The sequence below is a fragment of the Marinomonas mediterranea MMB-1 genome (genome assembly GCF_000192865.1).
Classification (GTDB): domain Bacteria; phylum Pseudomonadota; class Gammaproteobacteria; order Pseudomonadales; family Marinomonadaceae; genus Marinomonas; species Marinomonas mediterranea.
In genome coordinates, this window is record NC_015276.1 from 301,817 (window position 1) to 325,746 (window position 23,930).

The 23,930-nt window shown below is 44.4% G+C and carries 16 protein-coding genes and 3 rRNA genes; 11 read left to right on the forward strand and 8 right to left on the reverse strand.

Annotated features, from left to right (window positions below; all coding sequences use genetic code 11):
- Positions 1 to 25 precede the first annotated feature (25 nt).
- The 10 genes from ileS (at position 26) to MARME_RS01545 (ending at position 15,330) form a co-directional block, all read left to right on the forward strand.
- A complete protein-coding gene (ileS, locus tag MARME_RS01500) occupies positions 26 to 2,848 on the forward strand; it encodes an isoleucine--tRNA ligase (protein ID WP_013659506.1) in 2,823 nt (940 codons plus the stop codon).
- Entirely contained in the window at positions 2,848 to 3,351 is a 504-nt protein-coding gene (lspA, locus tag MARME_RS01505) for a signal peptidase II (protein WP_013659507.1), read from the forward strand. Before ileS ends, lspA begins: the two co-directional genes overlap by 1 nt.
- Positions 3,348 to 3,776, forward strand: a complete 429-nt coding sequence (locus tag MARME_RS01510; RefSeq protein ID WP_013659508.1) for an FKBP-type peptidyl-prolyl cis-trans isomerase — start codon at positions 3,348 to 3,350, stop codon at positions 3,774 to 3,776. The genes lspA and MARME_RS01510 overlap by 4 nt, the downstream gene beginning before the upstream one ends.
- On the forward strand, positions 3,776 to 4,726 hold the full coding sequence (gene ispH, locus MARME_RS01515; protein ID WP_013659509.1) for a 4-hydroxy-3-methylbut-2-enyl diphosphate reductase: 951 nt from the start codon (positions 3,776 to 3,778) through the stop codon (positions 4,724 to 4,726). The genes MARME_RS01510 and ispH overlap by 1 nt, the downstream gene beginning before the upstream one ends.
- A 429-nt stretch (positions 4,727 to 5,155) precedes the next feature.
- A 16S ribosomal RNA gene (locus tag MARME_RS01520) occupies positions 5,156 to 6,694 on the forward strand.
- A gap of 357 nt (positions 6,695 to 7,051) precedes the next feature.
- A 23S ribosomal RNA gene (locus tag MARME_RS01525) occupies positions 7,052 to 9,937 on the forward strand.
- A gap of 262 nt (positions 9,938 to 10,199) precedes the next feature.
- Positions 10,200 to 10,314: ribosomal RNA gene (rrf, locus tag MARME_RS01530) — 5S ribosomal RNA — on the forward strand.
- Together the 16S, 23S and 5S rRNA genes form the textbook arrangement of a ribosomal RNA operon.
- Before the next feature lie 468 nt (positions 10,315 to 10,782).
- Positions 10,783 to 11,145 (forward strand): hypothetical protein, encoded by a 363-nt coding sequence (locus tag MARME_RS01535; protein ID WP_013659510.1) that lies wholly within the window; start codon positions 10,783 to 10,785, stop codon positions 11,143 to 11,145.
- A 172-nt stretch (positions 11,146 to 11,317) separates the two neighbouring features.
- Entirely contained in the window at positions 11,318 to 14,437 is a 3,120-nt protein-coding gene (locus tag MARME_RS21255; RefSeq protein WP_013659511.1) for a S8 family peptidase, read from the forward strand.
- Positions 14,422 to 15,330 (forward strand): hypothetical protein, encoded by a 909-nt coding sequence (locus MARME_RS01545; RefSeq protein WP_013659512.1) that lies wholly within the window; start codon positions 14,422 to 14,424, stop codon positions 15,328 to 15,330. Before MARME_RS21255 ends, MARME_RS01545 begins: the two co-directional genes overlap by 16 nt.
- A gap of 126 nt (positions 15,331 to 15,456) precedes the next feature.
- Here MARME_RS01545 and MARME_RS01550 read toward each other — a convergent pair whose 3' ends face one another.
- The 7 genes from MARME_RS01550 to MARME_RS01580 all read right to left on the reverse strand — a co-directional run bounded on the left by MARME_RS01550 (position 15,457) and on the right by MARME_RS01580 (position 21,424).
- Positions 15,457 to 16,236, reverse strand: coding sequence for an ATP-binding cassette domain-containing protein (locus tag MARME_RS01550; RefSeq protein WP_013659513.1), 780 nt, complete (start codon positions 16,234 to 16,236; stop codon positions 15,457 to 15,459).
- A 1-nt stretch (position 16,237) separates the two neighbouring features.
- Positions 16,238 to 17,344, reverse strand: coding sequence for an ABC transporter permease (locus tag MARME_RS01555; RefSeq protein ID WP_013659514.1), 1,107 nt, complete (start codon positions 17,342 to 17,344; stop codon positions 16,238 to 16,240).
- Positions 17,345 to 17,435: 91 nt separating this feature from the next.
- Positions 17,436 to 18,362, reverse strand: coding sequence for a sugar ABC transporter substrate-binding protein (locus tag MARME_RS01560; RefSeq protein WP_013659515.1), 927 nt, complete (start codon positions 18,360 to 18,362; stop codon positions 17,436 to 17,438).
- Positions 18,363 to 18,663: 301 nt separating this feature from the next.
- Positions 18,664 to 19,314, reverse strand: a complete 651-nt coding sequence (grxB, locus tag MARME_RS01565; RefSeq protein ID WP_013659516.1) for a glutaredoxin 2 — start codon at positions 19,312 to 19,314, stop codon at positions 18,664 to 18,666.
- Between the two features lie 233 nt (positions 19,315 to 19,547).
- Positions 19,548 to 20,336, reverse strand: a complete 789-nt coding sequence (locus MARME_RS01570) for a hypothetical protein (protein WP_013659517.1) — start codon at positions 20,334 to 20,336, stop codon at positions 19,548 to 19,550.
- Complete coding sequence (locus tag MARME_RS01575; RefSeq protein ID WP_013659518.1) at positions 20,321 to 20,860, reverse strand: sigma-70 family RNA polymerase sigma factor; 540 nt, start codon at positions 20,858 to 20,860, stop codon at positions 20,321 to 20,323. The genes MARME_RS01570 and MARME_RS01575 overlap by 16 nt, the downstream gene beginning before the upstream one ends.
- 120 nt (positions 20,861 to 20,980) lie before the next feature.
- A complete protein-coding gene (locus MARME_RS01580) occupies positions 20,981 to 21,424 on the reverse strand; it encodes a COG4315 family predicted lipoprotein (protein ID WP_013659519.1) in 444 nt (147 codons plus the stop codon).
- Between the two features lie 192 nt (positions 21,425 to 21,616).
- Here MARME_RS01580 and MARME_RS01585 point away from each other — a divergent pair, with 192 nt between their 5' ends.
- A complete protein-coding gene (locus MARME_RS01585) occupies positions 21,617 to 22,675 on the forward strand; it encodes a threonine aldolase family protein (protein WP_013659520.1) in 1,059 nt (352 codons plus the stop codon).
- Between the two features lie 5 nt (positions 22,676 to 22,680).
- Here MARME_RS01585 and MARME_RS01590 read toward each other — a convergent pair whose 3' ends face one another.
- Positions 22,681 to 23,538 carry an AraC family transcriptional regulator gene (locus MARME_RS01590; protein ID WP_013659521.1) on the reverse strand — a complete coding sequence of 286 codons (858 nt, stop codon included), beginning with the start codon at positions 23,536 to 23,538 and terminating at the stop codon, positions 22,681 to 22,683.
- Between the last annotated feature and the right edge of the window lie 392 nt (positions 23,539 to 23,930).

Here is a 23,930-nt window from a genome sequence, read left to right on the forward strand (position 1 = left end):
ATCTTTGAGGATAAGTTAACAAACCATGAGTGATTACAAACCAACGTTGAATCTGCCAAACACGGACTTTCCGATGCGTGGTGATTTGGCAAAACGTGAACCTGCAATGCTTAAACGCTGGCAGGATATGGATTTATATCAAAAAATGCGTGAAGTTAGTAAAGGCCGTAAGCCTTTTATTCTTCATGATGGCCCTCCATATGCCAACGGTAGCATCCATATTGGTCACGCGGTTAACAAAATCCTCAAAGATATTATTGTTAAATCTAAAACCGTAAGTGGCTACGATGCGCCTTATATCCCTGGTTGGGATTGTCATGGTTTGCCGATCGAGCACAAAGTCGAGCAGATGATAGGTAAGGCGGGCGATAAGGTTTCGTTCAAAGAGTTTCGTGCGAAGTGCCGAGAGTATGCTTACTCACAGATTGAAGAGCAGAAAAAAGACTTTATCCGTTTAGGAATTCAGGGTGACTGGGAAAAACCGTACCTGACAATGAATTTCGATACGGAAGCGAATATTGTTCGTGCTTTAGGCAAGATCGCAGAAAATGGCCACCTCGTTAAAGGTTTTAAACCAGTTTATTGGAGTGTGGTTGGTGGGTCAGCGTTAGCTGAAGCAGAAGTTGAGTACCAGGATAAAACTTCCCTTTCGCTGGATGTTCGTTATGCGCCGCAAGACGAAGCCGCTTTGACTGCAAAGTTTTCGGATGTAGAGGGTGAAGGGAAAGTATCTGTTGTTATTTGGACAACGACGCCTTGGACGCTTCCTGCAAGTCAGGCCGTTTCGATTCATCCTGAGTTTAATTATGCACTTGTTGAAGTGGATATGGGGTTAGGAAAAGAGCGTTTAATTCTAGCAGAGGACATGATTGATAGCGTGATGACTCGATACGGCGTGTCGGACTACCGTATTGTTGGTCGTGCTGTTGGTAAGGATTTAAACGGAACGGTATTGAATCACCCATTCCTAAAACGTGATATCCCCGTCATACTTGGTGAGCATGTAACAACAGAAGCTGGTACAGGCTGTGTTCACACTGCGCCTGATCATGGTGTTGATGACTTTAATGTAGGTCGTGAAAATGGTCTCGGTACAATCAATCTTGTTCAAGACAACGGCGTATACTCTGAGGCTGCAGGCGAGTTTGCCGGCATGCATGTGTATAAAGTAGACACTGCGATTCTTGATGCGCTAAACAGAAATGAGGCGTTGGTCTTTGAATCTAAAATCTTCCACAGCTATCCGCATTGTTGGCGTACTAAGACACCTTTGATCTTCCGTGCAACACCGCAATGGTTTATTAGTATGGATGAAAAAGGTTTGCTGGATGAGGCAAAAGAAGCCGTTAATGGTGTGAAATGGGTGCCAACGTGGGGACAAAACCGCATGGAAGGGATGTTAAATAACAGCCCTGATTGGTGTGTGTCTCGTCAGCGTACTTGGGGTGTGCCGATTGCTTTATTTATCCATAAAGAAACGCAAGAGCTTCATCCCGACACACCTCGTTTGATCGAAGATGTTGCTAAGCGTATTGAGAAAGTAGGGATGGATGCTTGGTTCGACCTGACTCCAGAAGAGTTATTGGGCGATGAGGCAGATTCTTACAGTAAGGTCACAGATACGCTTGATGTATGGTTCGATTCTGGTGTGACGCATTATTCTGTTGTGGATCAACGTGAAGAATTGAGTTTCCCTGCCGACCTATATTTAGAGGGCTCTGATCAGCACCGAGGTTGGTTCCAGTCGTCACTAAAAACATCTATCGCTATTCGTGGAGAGGCGCCGTACAAGCAAGTGCTTACCCATGGCTTTACGGTTGATGGTGACGGCCGTAAGATGTCGAAATCTTTAGGGAACGTAGTTTCTCCTCAAAAAGTCATGAGTACGCTGGGCGCCGATATTATTCGCCTATGGGTCGCTGCGACTGATTATACGGGTGAGATGACCGTATCTGATGAAATCTTGAAACGCGTAGCGGACTCTTACCGTCGTATTCGTAATACTGCTCGCTTTATGTTGGCGAACTTGAATGGTTTTGATCCAGCAAAAGACATGGTGGAAAGTGATCAAATGATCGCCCTGGACCGTTGGATTGTGGATCGTGCCGCTCAATTGCAAAAAGAAATTGAAGAGGCATACAACGAGTACCAATTCCATACTGTAAACCAAAAAATCCAAAACTTCTGTTCTGTGGATCTTGGTGGTTTTTATCTTGATGTTATTAAAGATCGTCAGTACACCACACAACCGGACAGTTTGGCTCGTCGTTCAGCGCAAACTGCGCTTTATCATATTGTCGAAGCATTCACTCGTTGGATTTCTCCAATCTTGAGTTTTACTGCCGATGAAATTTGGCGGTCTCTTCCTGGTGAGCATGGCGAGTCAGTCTTCCTTGAGACTTGGTATGAGGGTCTAACAGAGCTTTCTGGCGAAGAGCGTTTTGGACGCGATTTCTGGAAGCAGGTGCTAGAGGCCAAAGTAGCGATAAACAAAGTGTTAGAAGCGGCTCGTAACGAAGGTAAGATTAAAGCCAGCTTGAGTGCAGAGATTACGCTTTTCTGTTATGACAACTTGAAGTCAGTGCTTGATCAGTTGGGTGATGAGCTTCGTTTTGTTTTGATTGCCTCTGATGTGAAAGTACTTCCTTTCTCCGATGCGTCAGAAAATGCTGTTGAATCTGAGCTCGATGGCCTTAAAGTCGTTGTTGCTACTAGCTCAAATGAAAAATGCGTTCGTTGCTGGCACCATCGCGAAGAGGTTGGCAAGCGTGAAGAACACCCTGAGTTGTGTGATCGTTGTATTAGCAACTTGCCAGAAGGAGAGGGTGAGCAACGCCTCTACGCTTAATGATGAAAAAAGCATGGCAACAGGCTCGCTTATGGTGGGCCATTGCTTCGATCGTGTTTGTATTGGACTGGATAACCAAGCAAGCCGTTGAAGCCAGCTTACATTACGGGCAAGAGATTGCACTCTTGCCATTTTTTGATCTAACACTTCGCTACAACACAGGCGCTGCATTTAGTTTTCTAGCGGGTGCGGGTGGTTGGCAACGTTGGTTTTTTTCTTTTATTGCCGCCGCCGTCGTCATTGGAATAAGTTGGCGATTGGTCAAAATCGGTAAAACTCACGTAATGGAGTCATTGGCGCTTTCTTTAATTTTGGGGGGAGCGGTTGGTAATCTATATGATCGTTTGGTTTACGGTCATGTAGTGGACTTTATTCAAGTGCATTGGCAAAGCGAGTGGTATTTCCCAGCATTTAATATTGCTGACTCTGCGATTACATTAGGAGTGATTGTTATGCTTCTAGATAGCTTTATGCCACAGCGCCAGCAAGGTGATAAAAAATGACGGTAGTAACTGAAAGCAGTAAAGTAACATTGTTCTTTGAATTGTCATTGGAAGATGGGCAAGTAGTCGATACAAATTTTGGTAAAACTCCTGCTTCCTTTGAATTTGGAGATGGCAACTTATTACCTGAGTTTGAAGCGGTGCTTTTGGGATTGAAGGCTGGCGATTCGCGCTCATTTAACATGGCTCCTGAAAAAGCTTTTGGTGCGCATAACCCTAGTAATGTTCAAGCGATTTCTCGTGATCAGTTTGAAATGGATTTGGAGCAAGGCATGGTTGTTTCATTTGCTGATGCTAATAAGAATGAACTTCCTGGTGTGATTGCTCAGATCAACGAAAAAACGGTTGAAGTGGACTTTAATCATCCTCTTGCTGGCCGCACTCTAACATACAAAATCGAGATCGTTGAGGTCGAGGGGGTATAGTGAGTTTTTCAATTCAATTAGCGAATCCTAGAGGTTTTTGTGCAGGTGTTGATCGTGCTATTGATATAGTGAATCGCTGCTTAGATTTGTTTGAAGCTCCTATATATGTGCGCCATGAAGTGGTACATAACAAATTTGTCGTTGAGTCTCTGAAAGGGCGAGGTGCTGTATTTGTTGATGAGCTAGATCAGGTGCCTGACGATAAGATAGTAATATTTAGTGCTCATGGTGTTTCTCAAGCAGTGAAGACCGAGGCGAGCCGCCGTGGGCTAAAAGTATTTGATGCAACTTGTCCGCTTGTGACGAAAGTGCATCTCGAAGTCGTTCGCTATGCTCGGGATGGTATGGAGTGCGTGTTGATCGGTCATGATGGTCATCCAGAAGTTGAAGGTACGATGGGGCAATATGATACTTCAAAGGGCGGAGCTATTTACCTAGTTGAAAATGCTGAGGATGTAGCAACTCTTAAAGTATCAGATCCAGATAAACTGGCTTTTGTTACTCAGACTACCCTTTCGATGGATGATACGTCTGTTGTGATTGATGCATTGAGGCAGCGCTTTCCAAATATTTGTGGCCCAAGAAAAGACGATATTTGTTACGCAACTCAGAATCGTCAAGATGCCGTTAAAACATTAGCTTCCGATTGTGATTTGGTTTTGGTTGTTGGTTCTGTAAATAGCTCCAACTCAAATCGACTGCGTGAGTTAGCTGAGCGTATGGGGACCAAGGCTCACTTAATTGATAATGCGAGTGAAATTCAATGTGAATGGCTAGATGGTGTGTCTTCTGTCGGAATTACTGCGGGAGCTTCAGCTCCTGAAGTATTGGTTACCGATGTTATTCAGCGTCTTGTTAGTGAAGGTGGTGAAGAGCCGAAGGAACTAAAAGGGCAAGAGGAAAACGTTTCTTTCTCTATGCCGAAAGAGTTGCGAGTTGTTCAGCTATAGTAATATGACTCTGCATTATTGAATGCTTTGATTCAGGTAACTAAAAAAGAGCCCTTCTATATAGATGTATAGAGGGGCTCTTTTTTTAGTGCGGATCTATGGAATTGTCTTATTTATAAATAAAATCAAAATAAATGAAAAAAGTACTTGCGTAAAAAAATCTGGAAGGTAATATACGCACCCACTGACACGGAGAGCCACTCAGAACAACGAGTGACACACTAAGAAGAACAACTTCTTAAGATGATCCAGTCAGTACGCTCTTTAAAATAGATAATCAGATAATTTGTGTGGGCGCTCGCTGGAGACTTCTAGAAAATTAAAGTCTTTGATGAGTGAACACGTCAATTCGCTTTACGGTCTTTCAGCTTAGGTTGGAAGACAAATAGTTAAAGTCAGACGTTATTCATGAGTTAGAGCAAATTCTTTTAACTGAAGAGTTTGATCATGGCTCAGATTGAACGCTGGCGGCAGGCTTAACACATGCAAGTCGAGCGGAAACGATGATAGCTTGCTATCAGGCGTCGAGCGGCGGACGGGTGAGTAACGCGTAGGAATCTGCCTAGTAGAGGGGGACAACATGTGGAAACGCATGCTAATACCGCATACGCCCTTTTGGGGAAAGGAGGGGATCTTCGGACCTTCCGCTATTAGATGAGCCTGCGTGAGATTAGCTAGTTGGTGGGGTAAAGGCCTACCAAGGCGACGATCTCTAGCTGGTCTGAGAGGATGATCAGCCACACTGGGACTGAGACACGGCCCAGACTCCTACGGGAGGCAGCAGTGGGGAATATTGGACAATGGGGGCAACCCTGATCCAGCCATGCCGCGTGTGTGAAGAAGGCCTTAGGGTTGTAAAGCACTTTCAGAAGTGAGGAAGGGTGCTTGATTAATACTCAAGTACTTTGACGTTAGCTTCAGAAGAAGCACCGGCTAACTCTGTGCCAGCAGCCGCGGTAATACAGAGGGTGCAAGCGTTAATCGGAATTACTGGGCGTAAAGCGCGCGTAGGTGGTTTGTTAAGTCAGATGTGAAAGCCCAGGGCTCAACCTTGGAATTGCACCTGATACTGGCAGGCTAGAGTACGGTAGAGGGATGTGGAATTTCCTGTGTAGCGGTGAAATGCGTAGATATAGGAAGGAACATCAGTGGCGAAGGCGACATCCTGGACTGATACTGACACTGAGGTGCGAAAGCGTGGGGAGCAAACAGGATTAGATACCCTGGTAGTCCACGCCGTAAACGATGTCTACTAGCCGTTGGTCGATTTTAGATTAGTGGCGCAGCTAACGCGATAAGTAGACCGCCTGGGGAGTACGGCCGCAAGGTTAAAACTCAAATGAATTGACGGGGGCCCGCACAAGCGGTGGAGCATGTGGTTTAATTCGAAGCAACGCGAAGAACCTTACCTACTCTTGACATCCAGAGAACTTAGCAGAGATGCTTTGGTGCCTTCGGGAACTCTGAGACAGGTGCTGCATGGCTGTCGTCAGCTCGTGTTGTGAAATGTTGGGTTAAGTCCCGTAACGAGCGCAACCCTTATCCTTATTTGCTAGCAGGTGATGCTGAGAACTCTAAGGAGACTGCCGGTGACAAACCGGAGGAAGGTGGGGACGACGTCAAGTCATCATGGCCCTTACGAGTAGGGCTACACACGTGCTACAATGGCGCATACAGAGGGCGGCGAACTTGCGAAAGTAAGCAAATCCCAAAAAGTGCGTCGTAGTCCGGATTGGAGTCTGCAACTCGACTCCATGAAGTCGGAATCGCTAGTAATCGTGGATCAGAATGCCACGGTGAATACGTTCCCGGGCCTTGTACACACCGCCCGTCACACCATGGGAGTTGATTGCTCCAGAAGTAGCTAGCTTAACCTTCGGGATGGCGGTTACCACGGAGTGGTCAATGACTGGGGTGAAGTCGTAACAAGGTAGCCCTAGGGGAACCTGGGGCTGGATCACCTCCTTAAACGATAAGAAGCTCTGGTGAGCGTTCACACAAATTATCTGATGGCTATGAGTTCTCATAGCAACCTATCTTAAAAGTGTTTTAGAACAGAGTTCTAAGCAAGAAGTTTGACTGATTTACTCATCAAGCATCTGACTTAGTGCTTTGCACTAAACTTGCTCTTTAACAATATGACTTTTTGAAATAGACGATAATCAAGCGTCAAACCGGTGGATTGATATTCGGATCTCTTAATTCCTTCTGAGATTTGAGTAAACAATCTAACAATCGTAAATCCAAAGAGGTACAAAAGCTCTTTGGTATGTAGTTCAATGTTTCTGATTCAGTATTACTGAATGAGATCATTTTGGGTTATATGGTCAAGTGACCAAGCGTGCACGGTGGATGCCTTGGCAGTCAGAGGCGATGAAGGACGTGGTAATCTGCGATAAGCTTGGGGGAGTCGATAAACAGACTTTGATCCCAAGATTTCCGAATGGGGAAACCCACCCGCTTGCGGGTATCGTAACGTGAATACATAGCGTTACGAGGCGAACGAGGGGAACTGAAACATCTAAGTACCCTTAGGAAAAGAAATCAATTGAGATTCCCTTAGTAGCGGCGAGCGAAAGGGGATTAGCCCTTAAGTTGATTTGGTGTTAGTAGAAGACTCTGGAAAGGGTCGCCATAGTGGGTGATAGCCCCGTATACGAAAATGCCTTATCAATGAAATCGAGTAAGACGGGACACGTGATATCCTGTTTGAATATGGGGGGACCATCCTCCAAGGCTAAATACTCCTGACTGACCGATAGTGAACCAGTACCGTGAGGGAAAGGCGAAAAGAACCCCAGTGAGGGGAGTGAAATAGATCCTGAAACCGTGTACGTACAAGCAGTGGGAGCCGACTTAGTTCGGTGACTGCGTACCTTTTGTATAATGGGTCAACGACTTATTTTCAGTAGCAAGGTTAAGCATTTAGTGGAGCCGTAGGGAAACCGAGTCTTAATAGGGCGTTTAGTTGCTGGGAATAGACCCGAAACCGGGCGATCTATCCATGAGCAGGTTGAAGGTTGAGTAACATCAACTGGAGGACCGAACTCACACACGTTGAAAAGTTTGGAGATGACTTGTGGATAGGAGTGAAAGGCTAATCAAGCCCGGAGATAGCTGGTTCTCCTCGAAAGCTATTTAGGTAGCGCCTCGCGTATTGCCGTTGGGGGTAGAGCACTGTTTGGGCTAGGGGGTCATCCCGACTTACCAACCCCATGCAAACTCCGAATACCAATGAGTATGAGCGCGGGAGACACACGGCGGGTGCTAACGTCCGTCGTGGAAAGGGAAACAACCCAGACCGTCAGCTAAGGTCCCAAAGTTACAGTTAAGTGGGAAACGATGTGGGAAGGCTTAGACAGCTAGGAGGTTGGCTTAGAAGCAGCCACCCTTTAAAGAAAGCGTAATAGCTCACTAGTCGAGTCGGCCTGCGCGGAAGATATAACGGGGCTAAACTGTACACCGAAGCTACGGATACTAGTTTACTAGTATGGTAGAGGAGCGTTCTGTAAGCCGTTGAAGGTCAAGCTGTAAGGCAGGCTGGAGGTATCAGAAGTGCGAATGTTGACATGAGTAACGATAAAGGGGGTGAAAAACCCCCTCGCCGGAAGACCAAGGGTTCCTGTCCCATGTTAATCAGGGCAGGGTGAGTCGGCCCCTAAGGCGAGGCTGAAAAGCGTAGTCGATGGGAAACAGGTTAATATTCCTGTACCGATGTATATTGCGATGGAGAGACGGAGAAGGCTAGGCCAGCGCGGCGATGGTTGTCCGCGTTTAAGGTTGTAGGCTGAGGGTTTAGGTAAATCCGGACCCTCTTAAGGCTGAGAATTGATGACGAACCCTCTTTTGGGTGAAGTGGTTGATGCCATGCTTCCAGGAAAAACTTCTAAGCTTCAGATATACATAGACCGTACCCCAAACCGACACAGGTGGTCAGGTAGAGAATACCAAGGCGCTTGAGAGAACTCGGGTGAAGGAACTAGGCAAAATGGCACCGTAACTTCGGGAGAAGGTGCGCCGGTTAGGGTGATGAGACTTGCTCTCTAAGCTTTGATCGGTCGAAGATACCAGGTGGCTGCGACTGTTTATTAAAACACAGCACTCTGCAAACACGAAAGTGGACGTATAGGGTGTGACGCCTGCCCGGTGCTTGAAGGTTAATTGATGGGGTTAGCGTAAGCGAAGCTCTTGATCGAAGCCCAAGTAAACGGCGGCCGTAACTATAACGGTCCTAAGGTAGCGAAATTCCTTGTCGGGTAAGTTCCGACCTGCACGAATGGCGTAACGATGGCCACACTGTCTCCACCCGAGACTCAGTGAAATTGAAATCGCAGTGAAGATGCTGTGTATCCGCGGCTAGACGGAAAGACCCCGTGAACCTTTACTATAGCTTCACAGTGAACTTTGAACCTACTTGTGTAGGATAGGTGGGAGGCTTTGAAACTTGGACGCCAGTTCAAGCGGAGCCAATCTTGAAATACCACCCTGGTATGTTTGAGGTTCTAACTCAGGTCCCTTATCGGGATCGAGGACACTGTGTGGTGGGTAGTTTGACTGGGGCGGTCTCCTCCCAAAGAGTAACGGAGGAGCACGAAGGTGCGCTCAGCATGGTCGGAAATCATGCATAGAGTGTAAAGGCAAAAGCGCGCTTAACTGCGAGACAGACACGTCGAGCAGGTACGAAAGTAGGTCTTAGTGATCCGGTGGTTCTGTATGGAAGGGCCATCGCTCAACGGATAAAAGGTACTCCGGGGATAACAGGCTGATACCGCCCAAGAGTTCACATCGACGGCGGTGTTTGGCACCTCGATGTCGGCTCATCACATCCTGGGGCTGAAGCCGGTCCCAAGGGTATGGCTGTTCGCCATTTAAAGTGGTACGCGAGCTGGGTTTAGAACGTCGTGAGACAGTTCGGTCCCTATCTGCCGTGGACGTTTGAGATTTGAGAGGAGCTGCTCCTAGTACGAGAGGACCGGAGTGGACGAACCTCTGGTGTTCCGGTTGTCACGCCAGTGGCATTGCCGGGTAGCTATGTTCGGACGGGATAACCGCTGAAAGCATCTAAGCGGGAAGCCTCCCTCAAGATGAGATCTCACTGGAGCTTTAAGTTCCCTAAAGAGCCGTTCGAGACTAGGACGTTGATAGGTTGGGTGTGTAAGGGTTGTGAGGCCTTGAGCTAACCAATACTAATTGCTCGTGAGGCTTGACCATATAACACCAAAGTGGTTTTGAGAAAGACTGCGAAGTGCATATGAATTTACGACACTCTTGATAAGAGAGTGGGTTTGAAGTTTGATTAGAGTTATTTCAAAAAGCATTGTTAAAGCACGCTGATTGCGTTGAGTGATTCGATCGATTAATTAGATTGAAAAAGCCAGCAGAATCAGTAAGATAAGCCAAGTAACGAACTTGTGTGTTTTGGGAGTAGATCAGAGAAACAATCGATCACCCAGAACGAACACATCCCAGTTTGCTTGACGATCACAGAGGCGTTGAACCACCTGATCCCATCCCGAACTCAGAAGTGAAAAGCGCCATCGCCGATGGTAGTGTGGGGGATCCCATGTGAGAGTAGGTCGTCGTCAAGCTTCTAATACAGAAAGCCCTGATCAGAAATGGTCAGGGCTTTTTCTGTTTCTGGACTGAACCAAACCGAGAATCTTGCAAGCAAACACCCCCTAAAAGTACGTAAAATCCATTTATCTACTTGTAGATATGTAGTATTCCCTCCTCTTACTAAGGATTTAGTGCATATCGACTAACCTAATGGCTTCCTACTTTCCTTTCTAAAAACCATTAAAGAGCTCTGGGAAGCCCTACACCTAATTGCGTAAGGTTCATTAGCTCTATCAATTAGACCTGCTCCCAACCCCCTAAGTAAGGAGAAGCTTAACAGCGATCATTAGAGCCTAGGTAAGTGTTTTTTGATAGGCATGACTAGGCATTGGCGTTAAGGTACCATCTGTTAATAAGTCGCTATTTCTGAGCGCTTTAATTTGGTAATTACTAATTTTTTGAGATGTAGTGAAGCTTTATTAACGGTAAGGAAAGTGAGCATGTTTAAGAGCAAAGCTATTATGACCGCTATACTAGTTTTCTTGTCTTGGTGTAAAGAAACCGGTGCAGACACCTTTGTTGACGTTGCAATTTCAAACAAGCGTGTACAATGTGAAAGCACTGCCGTATTAATTGAGCAGTCGAAGCGCTATTTACTAGACGACAATATAGCTGTGCTAAGCCAAAGTTGCGGTGTTGAAAATAAAATGGTTGCTTTTGTTTGTGGATCGCCTATGAATCAAATTCATATTTTTAAAATTAAAGAAAAAGATTTGCTAAAGGCTCAAGAGAAAGGCTTTGTATTGGTTTCTAATATGCCTGATGGTTATAAATATGTTGATTGCGATAGTTTAAATAAATGATCTTTCTATATTATAACATTCGTCCCTAAATTCAGATAATAAGTGCGACGCTGTAAGCTGTAATAGGTAGAGCGAGACCTTGTTCAAATAATGACCTTAGAGTGTGTCGTTTAGTCAGCAATGTGTATTATAATCGTAAGCTCATTTTACTGTTATTTAGAAGGAACTAACTGTGCGTAAACGTTTGCTCTTGGTCTTTTTGGTACTTTTCTCTACGACTCTGTTTGCATCTGTTCCATCATTTCAGAACTTCTCGACCCCTGAGTTTTCGAATGATAGTTTTATTATTGTTTGGGATAGTAATAGGCCGAGCGCTAAAGATGCAGGAATATCATCTTCGGTAGAAAATATTTCATCGATTAAGCAGTATGATCACCTTAAGACTGTTGAGGTAGTCCATCTCACAGATTCAGCCGATTTAAAGCTGTCTATGGAGCAAGCCCGTAATGTAGTTGGAGTCAAAGGAGTTTTTTTAAACTATACTGTTACCGCACTTGAAGACGCAAGTTCCGCAACTTTACCTAATGACCCTCAGTTTGAAAATCTTTGGGGCCTGAATAATACACAAGGTAGTTTTGATATAAATGCGCCTGAAGCGTGGGGTGTTACTACTGGTTCAGAGGATGTTTATATAGCGGTAATTGATTCAGGAATTGACTACACGCATGAAGACTTAGCTTCCAATATGTGGGTTAATACCGATGAGATTGCAGGGAATGGTATTGATGACGATAGCAATGGTTGGGTTGACGATATATATGGAATAGATACATATAATCAGGACGGTGATCCATTTGATGACAATCGGCACGGTACACATGTTGCCGGCACCATCGCTGGAGTAGGCAACAATGGAATAGGCGTAGCCGGTGTCTCCTGGCACACTAAGTTAATTGCTTGTAAGTTTCTAGGTAGCTCAGGCTCTGGCGACACTGCAGGGGCGCTTGCCTGTTTAGATTACATTATTAATCTAAAAGTAAACAAAGGTCTAAACATAGTTGCAACTAACAACAGTTGGGGAGGAGGTGGTTATTCTGATCCGCTGTATGAAGCGATAGCGTCGCAGGCTGAGAACGATATTTTGTTTATCGCTGCTGCAGGAAATTCATCAAATAACAATGACCTTTATCCAAGCTATCCAGCAAGCTACGAACTTCCTAATATAATTAGTGTTGCAGCGAGTCAACGTAGCGGAGCGCTCGCGTATTTTTCAAACTACGGTGCTTCTAGTGTCGATATCGTTGCCCCAGGTGTTGATATACTCTCAACTGTGCCTAATAACGGTTATAGTTACTTGTCGGGAACGTCAATGGCATCACCTCATGTTGCTGGCGCCGCGGCCCTGATCAAAGCTAGTAATAGCAATTTGACGGCGATACAAATAAAAAATCTACTTTTATCGACTGCGAATTCGTCGGTTTTTAATGAGCGTTCAGTCGCGCATGGCGATCTTCTTTTGTGGGGCGAATCGAATAATGGCGCAATTAACTGTCAAGATATGATACAGCTTAATCGCTTCTCACCTTCTCTTGATCGAGCTTCTGCATCTCTAGGTGAGTCAGTCAGAGTAGAAGCTGCTATTGTTAACTGTGCCGAACTTCTCAACCCTCCAAGCTTGTTAGGTTTAGGTGAAAGCTTTACGTTAAATGATACTGGGGTTGATGGTGATCTTATTGCTGGAGATGGTATTTTTTCCGTAGACGTAGATGTTACGTGGACGGGGGGCTCTAGTTTTCAGTTTGAGGGCTATCCAGAAAGTGTATTTGATATCGTATCAGTAGAAGAGCCAGTAGTAACGACCACTGAATATCAATACATTGAAATAGATGGCACCCCTTTAAGTTTGAGCGATGATTCTTATGCCACATTAGATGTAGGCTTTTCTATTACGTTACCCGATGGAACATATCAAGAAGCTCTTACTGTTTGGAGTAATGGTATTGTTGCTTTTGACGAGAGATATTACTCCTATAGTAATACTTCGTTACCTTTAAACGGACAGGAAAGTCTTGGGCTAGTTGCTGCATATTGGGATGATTTATATCCAAGCTCGGAGACGGTGGTATCGTATGCTGTTGTCGGAAATTCGCCTAATAGACAATTCATTGTAAATTACGACAGTATTAACCGCTTTGGGTATTCTTCGCAAACTGGCGATGGCTATGACGTTAGTTTTCAAGTAGTTTTTAATGAGTCTACGCCTGAAATTTTAGTTAATTACAAAGATGTGTTGGCGACATCCGCAGCAGGATTCTCGAATGGTAGTGGAGCGACTATCGGTCTTCAGTTAGGGGGGCGTGCAGTTCAATATTCTTATAATGAGGCTTTAATCGAAAACGAAACGGCTTTGTTATTTAGTAGTGGAGGCGCTAAACCGAGTATTACCACATTTGATATTGATGGTATTTTTAGGCCAAACCAACTTCAGACCATTCTAGCTGAAGCTAGCCACCCTTCTACAGATGTTAATTTAGATGCGACGTTAAATATAAATGGGGTTATAACTGAGATCGAGTTAGGTCAGGAGGTAGATGTTTCCTTAAATCTTGGAATCAATACACTTCAATTAGTGGTTACTGATGGTCAACGTCATGTAACTAGCTCACGTGAGATTGAGATATTGCCATATAGCGAAGCTGAGCAAGCTTTAATGGAGCAAGAACGATTAGCGGGTCAAGCCGACGTATTATCCGACCCAGCAGCGCATGGACTAGTTTCTAGTGAGCAGTTGGCGATCGAATATGCTAATGGTCAAAATAGTGTATTAAATAATCCTACGGAGTATGGCCTCGTCTCAAGTGATCAGTTGGAAATCGAATATGCTAATGGTCAAAATAGTGTATTAAATAATCCTACAGAGTATGGCCTCGTCTCAAGTGATCAGTTGGAAATCGAATATGCTAATGGTCAAAATAGTGTATTAAATAACCCGACAGAGTATGGCCTCGTCTCAAGTGATCAGTTGGCGATCGAATATGCTAATGGCCAAAATAGTGTGTTAGATAACCCTAGGAGCTACGGTATGCTTGCCATAGCTGAGATTGAACACGGGGTTATAAGCTCGTCCGATGTTGAGGATTTACCTGAAGGCGTTCATTTAGTCGGGATGATGGTTGATGTAGAAAATGTGGCAGAATTTTTCGGAAATGTTAACTATGTTTGGGCGTATCGCGATGGAGAGTATTTTGGCTATATTGGTGAAGGCGGGAATTCCGAAGAGTTGATTACCAATTCAGGCTACCAATTACTAGAGTCTGTGAGTGCAGGAGAGGGAATATGGATATCCAAGTAATGCGATTTATAGGCGTTACTTTTTTGTCTGGAGCCGTATTAGCGGGTTGCGGAGGCTCGTCAAGTTCTGGATCAGAAGATCAGCAAACAGAGAGTTTTACTGGCGGAGTGTTTAAGGGCCTTATGCGCAATGCTCTTGTAGAGGTGTACTCTGTAGAATCGGGTACTGTAAGTAGTACGCCTTTTGCGAGCGTTAGTTCCGATGACAATGGAATGTATCGATTTGATACGTCTAATATGCCTGATTTAGTCTATGTTCGTGTATCGGGGAAAGATAATGAGCTTACATTGATGCAATGTGACATTGCTCAATGTGGGTCTGCATCTACTGGTTCTATTGATTCGGACCAAGATGGGGTAATTGCATTTGGAGAGTGGTTGACAGTTGATTCATCGTTTGAATTGACCGGCTTTTTCTCGTCATGGGATCAAGCAGATCAGCCAACGGTCAGTACCGTGACTCATATTGTCGCACGACAGTTAGGAACGCCAAGCGTTGCTTTGCTTGAATCAGCATATAGTGATGTTAAAAGTAAAATGGGGCTATCTAAACCCCCTCAAGAAATTGATGTCATAGATGTCTCGTCTGCAGAATTTAAAGAGGAGTATATAGATAATCTCAAAGTGGCGGCGATTCTTGAATCTTTGCCTTCAGGTGCATCGATAGCAAATAAGCTTGGAGATATTATGAGTGAAGAAAACACGGCATCTTTACCAACATCTTCTGAGTTTTCATCTTACAACCTACTAGTGAGCACATTAGAGTTGGCTGGGAAAATGGAAGTGGGAGATAACGTAGAAGCTCAACTTAATGAGCAAATTGAAGTTGCATCGCTAAAAGAGAATAAACTGCCTATTAATCTTCGACCGCCAGCAGTACCGTCTATTTTATAGCTGGTTTTATACTTACGCGTTATGTGAAATCGTGCGGAGTATTACGGTTAAATAAAGCTGGTGAAAGCGTAGTATCGGTGGCAAGGTTTCTTCCTTTTGTCACCGATACTATTGTCTACTAATTTTTTAAATTGTCCCTCCCAATGAACCTTCTAGCTGTGCGAGCTCTTGTCCGCCAGCCATCAAATCTTGTAGCTCTTCTGATGTGATTTCCCCGCGAGCGGCTGTACCTAACGTCTTACCCCTGTTGAGCACGGTAAAGCGGTCTCCTACTGCAAGAGCGTGACGAACGTTATGGCTAATAAAAACGACACCGACACCCTGTTTACGAACTTTGTCTATCGTTGCTAAAACGTTTGATGTTTGACGAACACCGAGTGCAGAGGTTGGCTCATCGAGGATCAATACTTTTGCACCAAAATACACGGCTCGGGCAATGGCGACAGTTTGTCGCTCACCGCCAGAGAGCGTTCCTACGGCCTGATCCGCACTTCTCAAGTTGATCCCCATCTTTTTCATTTCAGTCATGGTGATCTCATCGGCCATTTTACTGTCATAGCGTTTCCACAGGAGCTGGCCTTTTGTTGGCTCACGACCCATAAAGAAATTACGTGCAACAGACATAAGAGGAATCATCGCTAAATCTTGGTAAACACAGGCGATACCTGCCCCCATTGCAGCGCGTGGACTATCGAAAACGATTGGTTTTCCGTCTAGGATTATTTCACCTTTACTGGGTTTATGGACGCCAGACATTGTTTTGATAAAGGTCGATTTACCTGCACCGTTGTCGCCTAATAGACAATGGCACTCACCTGGTTTTACATCAAAACTCACCCCGTTCAACGCAATGACATTACCAAAGTGCTTCTCAATGTTATCCATATGAAGAATTGATTCAGACATTTTAGCGCTCCCCTGTCACACGTTTGCGAATAGCGTTGTTAAAGATAACGGCTAATAACAACATGGATCCTAAAAACACTTGGAACCAATCTTGGTCAATGTCGGTGTAAGTTAAGCCAATTACAACCATCCCGAATATGATAGAACCGAAAAATGCTCCTATTGCCGAACCATAGCCGCCAGTTAACAGACAGCCGCCAATTACCGCTGCAATGATGGCTTCAAACTCTTTCATGAAGCCACGACGTGCATCGGTACTACCTGCATCGAGTACTTGAGTGATTGCAAGTAACGCTGCACAGCCTGCGGTTAACATAAACAGCGCAACTTTAACTTTTCGAACAGGAACGCCTGAATTAGATGCCGCATTTTTGTCGCCGCCTGCTGCAAAGATCCAGTTGCCTGCTGGTGTTTTAAGAAGTACATAGGTCGCGAGTGCTGCGAGTCCTAAAAACCAGAGAATTTCCACCGGAATCCCCGGTACTTTTGGTAATCCACTGCGAAAGGTATCAATCCAACCCATCGATGCGGCCCATTGAAAAAATCCAGTGAATGCGTCGCCACTGAAAAATGGGACGAGAGGGTCTCCTTCGACCGCTTCGCGGATACCTCGAAGCTGAGTTGAGCCTCCTGTCGCTGCTTTTAGCCCTACTAAAGAAAGGCCTCGTAATATGAACAAGAAGGCAAGCGTAACGATAAAGGAAGGAAGTCCCGTCCTTAGTACAATTTGACCATTAATCGATCCAACGCCCGCGGCAAGGATCAGTGTTATTGGTATTGCAAGAATGAGAGGAAGTTCGAAGTTGACGACACAAAAGCCAAAGATCAGTCCGGCAAACGCGACCATCGACCCGATAGATAAGTCGAATTCTCCTCCAATCATCAAGAGTGCAGCGGCTATTGCTAGTATGCCGAGTTGCGCTGCTGGTGAAAGAACATTTATGATTCCAGAAAGTGTGAACATGGAACCATCAGCGGTAAATAAAAAGAAGATTGCTACAAGTAAGGCGCCTGCTACTGCACCCAGCTCAGGTCTTTTCATAAGTTGAGCTACACGACTCTCTTCCTTAATTCGTTCATCAACTGTCGATTCATTCTCAAGTGACATAATCCCTCCGGAACACATTCAGTTACTCTGAAAAACGGATATTTAAAGAGAAAGGGAGGTCGAAAAGACCTCCCATGATTAGAAGTGAAATTTAACGGATGCCTTTTGCAGACAGTTCCACAACTTGTCCCGCTTTGTCAGCAGTGATCAGGTTTGGACCAGAAGGCACATTGCCACCAGGCATTAAGCCATAGTCCGCGTGAAGAGCTAGGAAGTTAACAGATAGGTAACCTTGTAGAAATTGTTGTTGGTCGATCGCAAACGTAGCATCACCATTAACAATTGCTTTAAGGAAATCAGCAGAAAGGTCAAAACTTGCTACATTAACCTCGCCAGACAACCCAAGTGCTTTTACAGCAGCAACAGTTGGTTCACCCGCAGTGGAAGCGCCAAGCGCCATAATAGTGTCTACGTCAGGGTTTGAATCCAATGCTGCACGTACTTTCGCCTCTATTTCGGAAGGATCGTTAGTTGTCGGCAATACATTCACATTACCACCAAAGCCTTGTGCGAAGCCTTCACAACGAAGGTCTAAAGACACGTTACCAACTTCTTGGTTAACACAAATACCTTTTTTACCGCCCATTTCTGCAAGTTTTTTACCCGCGGCTAAACCTGCGTCAAATTCGTCTTGGCCAACGTGAAGAAGCGCGCCTAGCTGTTTAGAGACATCGGAGCCAGAGTTGATCGATATAACAGGGATACCCGCCGCAACAGCACGTTTAATTGAAGGGCCAAGTGCGTCGGCATCAGGAATAGATACAACAAGGCCATCAGGCTCTTGGTTGACCGCAGCGTCTATCAATTGAGACATTGCAACCATATCAAAGGTTTCTGGTGCTCGGTAATCGACATCAGCGCCTGTATGTTGGGCTGCGAGCTCAACACCATTTTTCACGACAGACCAAAACGGATCGTTTGCCTGACCGTGGCTGACAACAATAATACTGGCTGACAGAGCAATGCTGGAACACAAGCCAGCGGAAGTAGCCAATAGACCTTTTATTATTTTTTTCATTCTCTAGCTCCTCTAGGACGAGATTCGGGTGGCAACTTTATTATTATTGATACCCATTCATAGCAATAACCTTAGCTTGGAAAGCAAAAGTTAAATTTTAGTGTAGACAAGGAATTTCAAAATGCGAATGAAAATAGAATAAAAATTGCACCAATTCTAATTTTAGAATAACTGATCAAAAAAAGTACTATGCTGTTGTCTGGAAAATGCTTTTAAATTAGAAGGAAGAGAGCAGTCATTAGAGAAAGCTCTCAGTAAGGTGTGTTAGAGGGCAGAAAAAATGGATAACAGTGCCTTTTGATTAAGAGGCTTTGTCATGGTAGGTATGGGTATTCGTGAGTGCGGAGACTTCTTTTATGTAAGTGCTTACTCGCTCAGGAAAAGAAAGGTCGCGGACCATCGTTAAGTTCCTTAAAGTTGGGTAGATTAGAACGTCGTCCCAACTTATTGAGTTGCCATGATCAGATGGCAGTGGCAAGGTTGGAAGTTGATTGAGCGCTGCTTCTACTTTGACCACGTGTTCTTTAGTTTGTGATAACGCGTTTGAAAATGGCATTTCTATCATTTTTTCTTTATTTCTTTGAAAATAATCTCGAGCTGATTGAGTCTCAAACTCGGGAAGCCCGATATGAATGTTACGGGGAAAGAGCAAACAATTGATCGCAAAGTTGACGCTGCCTAAGATATCAAGATAATGAGCGGCCGCTCCACCAGGTCGAATACTGTTTTCAGGTTTACCTAGTTGGTCCAATACGCTTGCGATATCAAGGCTTTCTCCCATTGCTCCTTCTTCCGTCTCCAAAATTGGAACCATTTTTGCCCCAACTAAGTCAAAGCACGACTGCTCATCGTCATTGAGTAGATAGATGGTGTTTGTGGCAGTCTCTTTGTAATTTGCCACCATTTCAGCGCGAACACAAAAGGGGCAATGGTCATATAGGTAAAGGTTCATGGCAGTTTTAAATCCGTATTAAGTCTGTTTATTAGGTTAAGTTCTATCAACAAGCGGTATGAACTAATATATCAATTAAATGATTTTTGGAATATATGTTCTTTTTAGGTTTTCGCCAGCGCTTGTCAGTTCCGCTGATTGGTTGTGATGGGGTCGTATGAAAAACGTTTTACCAACGGCAATGGAAGTGAAACTCTGTATCGGCTAACGATCGCTATCGGGTGAAGAATGCGTTAAAAGCTTGCATTGTTAGGACCGCTTACTTGCCACGTTTTCAACTGTAAACAAGGTCCACGAAAGCGAACGGTGCCATCTGAGTGGTTCCCTTCGATGATCATAAGCTCTGCACTGTTTTTAATCGTAGACCATTCTTCTTTGTTTAACGTGCGTCCATTCTCGAGTAAAGAAACGGAACCTAGCGAGGTGAGTGAACCATCAACTTGGCTACTCGCCCAGATAGTAAGGCCTGTTAAACTTGTCTTTTCTTGGCGTTGATTCCACTGTAAGTGCAGCTCTGATTTTCTCTTCTCGTTACCTTTATAAGCGGCTATTACAATATTTGGTTCATAGGTAATATGAGAAGCTTGTGCGCCTAGTGTATCTGGAGAAAGTGGTTTATTTAGGCTGGCAATATAATTTGCAGATTTGAACTGTGGGTTTTGATTGTTATCTATAGGTAGGTAGACGGTAATAAGTAGCGCTAAGAGCGCCATTCCGGTCGCCGCTCTCCAGACATTGATTGCCTGCCAAATTACGGTAGTAAACGAGCGAGACTGATCTTCTGATCGGCTTAATTGGTTGAGCTGCTTCCAAACTTTTTTTGGTGGTGTCGCTTCGGCGAGAGCGTCGTTAATAGGGGTCATACGTTGCTGCCAGTGATAAATTCTATTTTCCAATTCAGGGATCTGTTCAGCCAACGTTTCTAGCCGCTTACGGCATCGAGTTGAAAGTGTTCCGACCACGTACTGACTCGCTAAATGGTCTTGGATTTCAGGACGTCGATATCTTAAGCTTCTAGACATTGTTGCAAATCCTTTAGGCCGCGTTTAATCCAAGACTTTAGTGTTCCAAGTGGTGTTTGGAGGCGTTCAGCGAGTTCAGCATGTGAAAATCCGTACACGTAAGCTTGAATAATTGCTGTACGAGGTTCTTGCTTGATGGCTTGTAAGCAACGGCTCAAGTCTTTCTCATTTTCCCAGATACCACTGTCAGACGTGGCGAGATGTTGTAAATCCGCATCGTCTCCTATGAGTGGTTGGCGCTGAATTGAGCGAATTTTATCAATAGCGGTATTGCGTGTAAGTTGGCAAACCCAAGCCCAAGCACCTCCGAGATCGGTGCGATATCGATCGGACTGCAACCAAATCTTGGTATAGCTCTCCTGAAGGATATCTGCCGCTATGTCTTTATCGGGCAGCATTTTTAAGATGAGTCCGTAGAGTTTACTGCTTGTTAATTTGTAGAGCTCTTCAAAAGCGGGTTGATGCCTCAGTTTGATCAGAGCTAAGCAGCTTTCAACCTGTTGCTTCCAAACGTCGTTGTTCACTAAAGACTCCTGAATACGCGCGATTTTCAGAAAGCTTACCTTTGTAGCCTTCGTATTTTCTACTTTGGTAAACTCTCAGAAAAACGCGGTTTTGTTTACAAAATGCTATATAACTTAGTTCTATTTAGTCATTGCTGCGTGCCAAACGCCTTTCACGCCATCGCCTGTCGTATCGCCACTTTTTTTATCCTTAATCCAAGTGTAGAGAGGTTCACCGTTTAAGGTCCATTGCTTTGTTCCGTCATTGCGCGTGATCGTACTAAATACACCGTTTGTTTTTGCGTTTTTTGCTGCTAGCAAAGGGGGCCATGCTTTTGCACATCGACCATTACAGTTTGAGCGATTGTCCTTGTCCATATCGAACGTATACAAGGTCATGCCCTTTGACGTCGCCCATACTGTACCGATTTCTGTTGTTTGTTTGACGATAGGGGTTGTGTCGTAATCATCATTGTAACCATACGAACCGCTAAATGCGTTTGTACTAATGGATAATACGAGTGGCAATGCTAGTAAAGCAAGGGATTGTTTTGTCGCGCTAAATTTGGTTAAAACAGATTTCATTATGACCTCGATTTGTCTTTGTTGATGTAGAGTGTTTATAGAAACGACGAGGAAATCTAAATGGATGCAAAAGTTAAAAATAAAGTTAAAGAAAGTGCTCAGACTTGATTTTCTGCACAAAAATACAAGCGCAGCGGCGTATAAGTTGGCAATATTTGAATCAAATAATGTAACGGAAGGGAGTATGTGAAAATGAACGTAGCATTTACCAGCGACAATATTGCAGGTGCGTCGGATTCAGTTTTAGCCGCCATTGTTAAAGCTGCCCAAGGCAACGCAATGCCTTATGGGAACGATGAAGGAACGGTACAAGTAACGAACATGCTGGCGGACCTATTTGAATGTGAGGTGGATGTTTTTTTGGTCTCGACGGGTACGGCTGCAAATGTATTAAGTTTAAGTGCAATGACACCTCAATGGGGGAACGTTTTTTGTCATCAAGAAAGCCACTTATTAAACGATGAAAGCTCAGCTCCCGAATTTTTTACTGGAGGGGCTCGTCTTGTGGGGCTAGGTGGGGCGAATGCAAAAATAGACCCTCTGCAGCTGCGAAAAGCGGCAACCCAAAAAATAGGAGACGTGCATACCTGTCAGCCAGGGGCGTTAAGCCTATCTCAAGTCACGGAAGTCGGTAGCGTGTATTCATTGGAAGAGATCAAAGCGTTAACCGATATCGCGAAAGAGGTCGGTATCGCGACTCATATGGATGGCGCTCGATTTGCGAATGCACTTGTTGCGTTAAAGTGCTCGCCTGCTGAAATGACGTGGAAAGCTGGGATCGACATTGTATCTTTTGGAGCCACTAAAAATGGCGTGATGGCGGCGGAAGCAATAGTGGTTTTTAATAGGGAGTTAGTTAAGAACCTTGATGTACTTCGTAAGCGAGGCGGTCATTTGCATTCGAAAATGCGTTTGTTGTCCTCACAGATGGCAGCTTATTTAACGGATGAACTATGGCTAAAAAATGCGATGCACGCTAATGAGATGATGGCCTTAATGCAAGATGGCCTTTGCGGTATTCCTGAAATAAAAATTAATACGCCTGCTCAAGCAAATATGCTGTTTTGTACCTTACCTGACGGAATGGAAGACTATTTAAAGAGCAAAGGTTTTGCATTTTACGGTGGGCGTTGGGAAAGTGGCGTAGTTCGACTTGTTACATCATTTCGAACACTAAAGGAAGATGTGGAAGCATTTGTCGAGAGTGCGAGGCGATTTAATACGTTGGCGGCTAAGCAATCCAGAATCTAAAACCGCTAGGTTCCTTTGCGATACTGAGATGGCGATACTCGGTATGCTCTCTTAAATACTCGATTAAAATGGCTTTGATCGTAAAAGCCGACATCTGCCGAGATGTCGGTAATCGTCGTCTTGGTGCTTAGCAATTTATGACTGGCAGATTCGAGCCGAAGATTGGTTAGCCAAGTGTGTGGAGCAATTCCAACTCTTTTCTGGAATCGACGGATAAACTGAAAGCGCGTTAATTGAATAAGAGTTGATAATTCATCGATGCCGATTTTTCGATGAAGATTGGCGTAGCAATATTCTTGTATGATGTTGAACTCATTATTGCTTAGTCCTTGATAGTCGTAGTTAAGTGAGGGAGCTTGATGAAGCTGCGATAGCAACTCAGAAATCGAGTTAGACCACAGCACATCCTTGTGCAGTTGGCTTGCGTTGTTATTTGGTATCAGTGCGCGCTTTAACTGCATAAAGTTTTCAGCGATGTTATTTCTCTCAATTAATGCGGGTCGTATAAAGCCTTCGACTTGTTCACCTTTATTACTTAATTCACTTTCTTCAAATGCAGTTTGTATTAGTTGATTAGGTACTCTAAACGTAGCCAAGTTATATTGGTTTTCTTTGCCATCAACTTTCAGGTTTTTAGCGTTAAATACGCCATCGTGAACCTCTCCGGGAGGGATGATACAAACGGTTCTAGGAGTAAGAGGGAGTTTTTTTCCTTGAATTGATTGAGTCAGCTGGCCTTGCTCAATAAGCCCAATATGAAACTCCAAATGAAAGTGCGCTTCAAATTGAACTTGGGGCATTTTCGCTTCACTGAGGGTAAGCCCTGGTAGTTCATCAATATGTTGGTAGCGCAATGGTTTCATGTCTCTTCCAATGAATAAGCTGTCTTTGGGTTTAAGCCCTGACTCACAGGATGGTCTCTAACTATATTCTGTTATTGAAATTTTATCTAATCAACACTTAGAGTTATTTCTTTGTCACGGAGCCTTTTGAAGTTGTCTACATGTGGCTTGCTGATGTCGAATTTGATTGGATTAGAATTGCGTCAGAGTTCTTTGAAGGCTCTAACGCAATCCCAGTCCAATTCTCGCCCTGTTCATAATTGCTATTGGGGTGAGTTAATTAAGGTAATAGGTAAATTAGACTCTTTAGGGTAAAAGCCAAAAGAGAGACGCTGACAATCCCTCCGACATAGAGTACGACGAACCATTTCCACGACTTGAGTTTCATTCTTAGTCCTCTCAAAAATATTGAG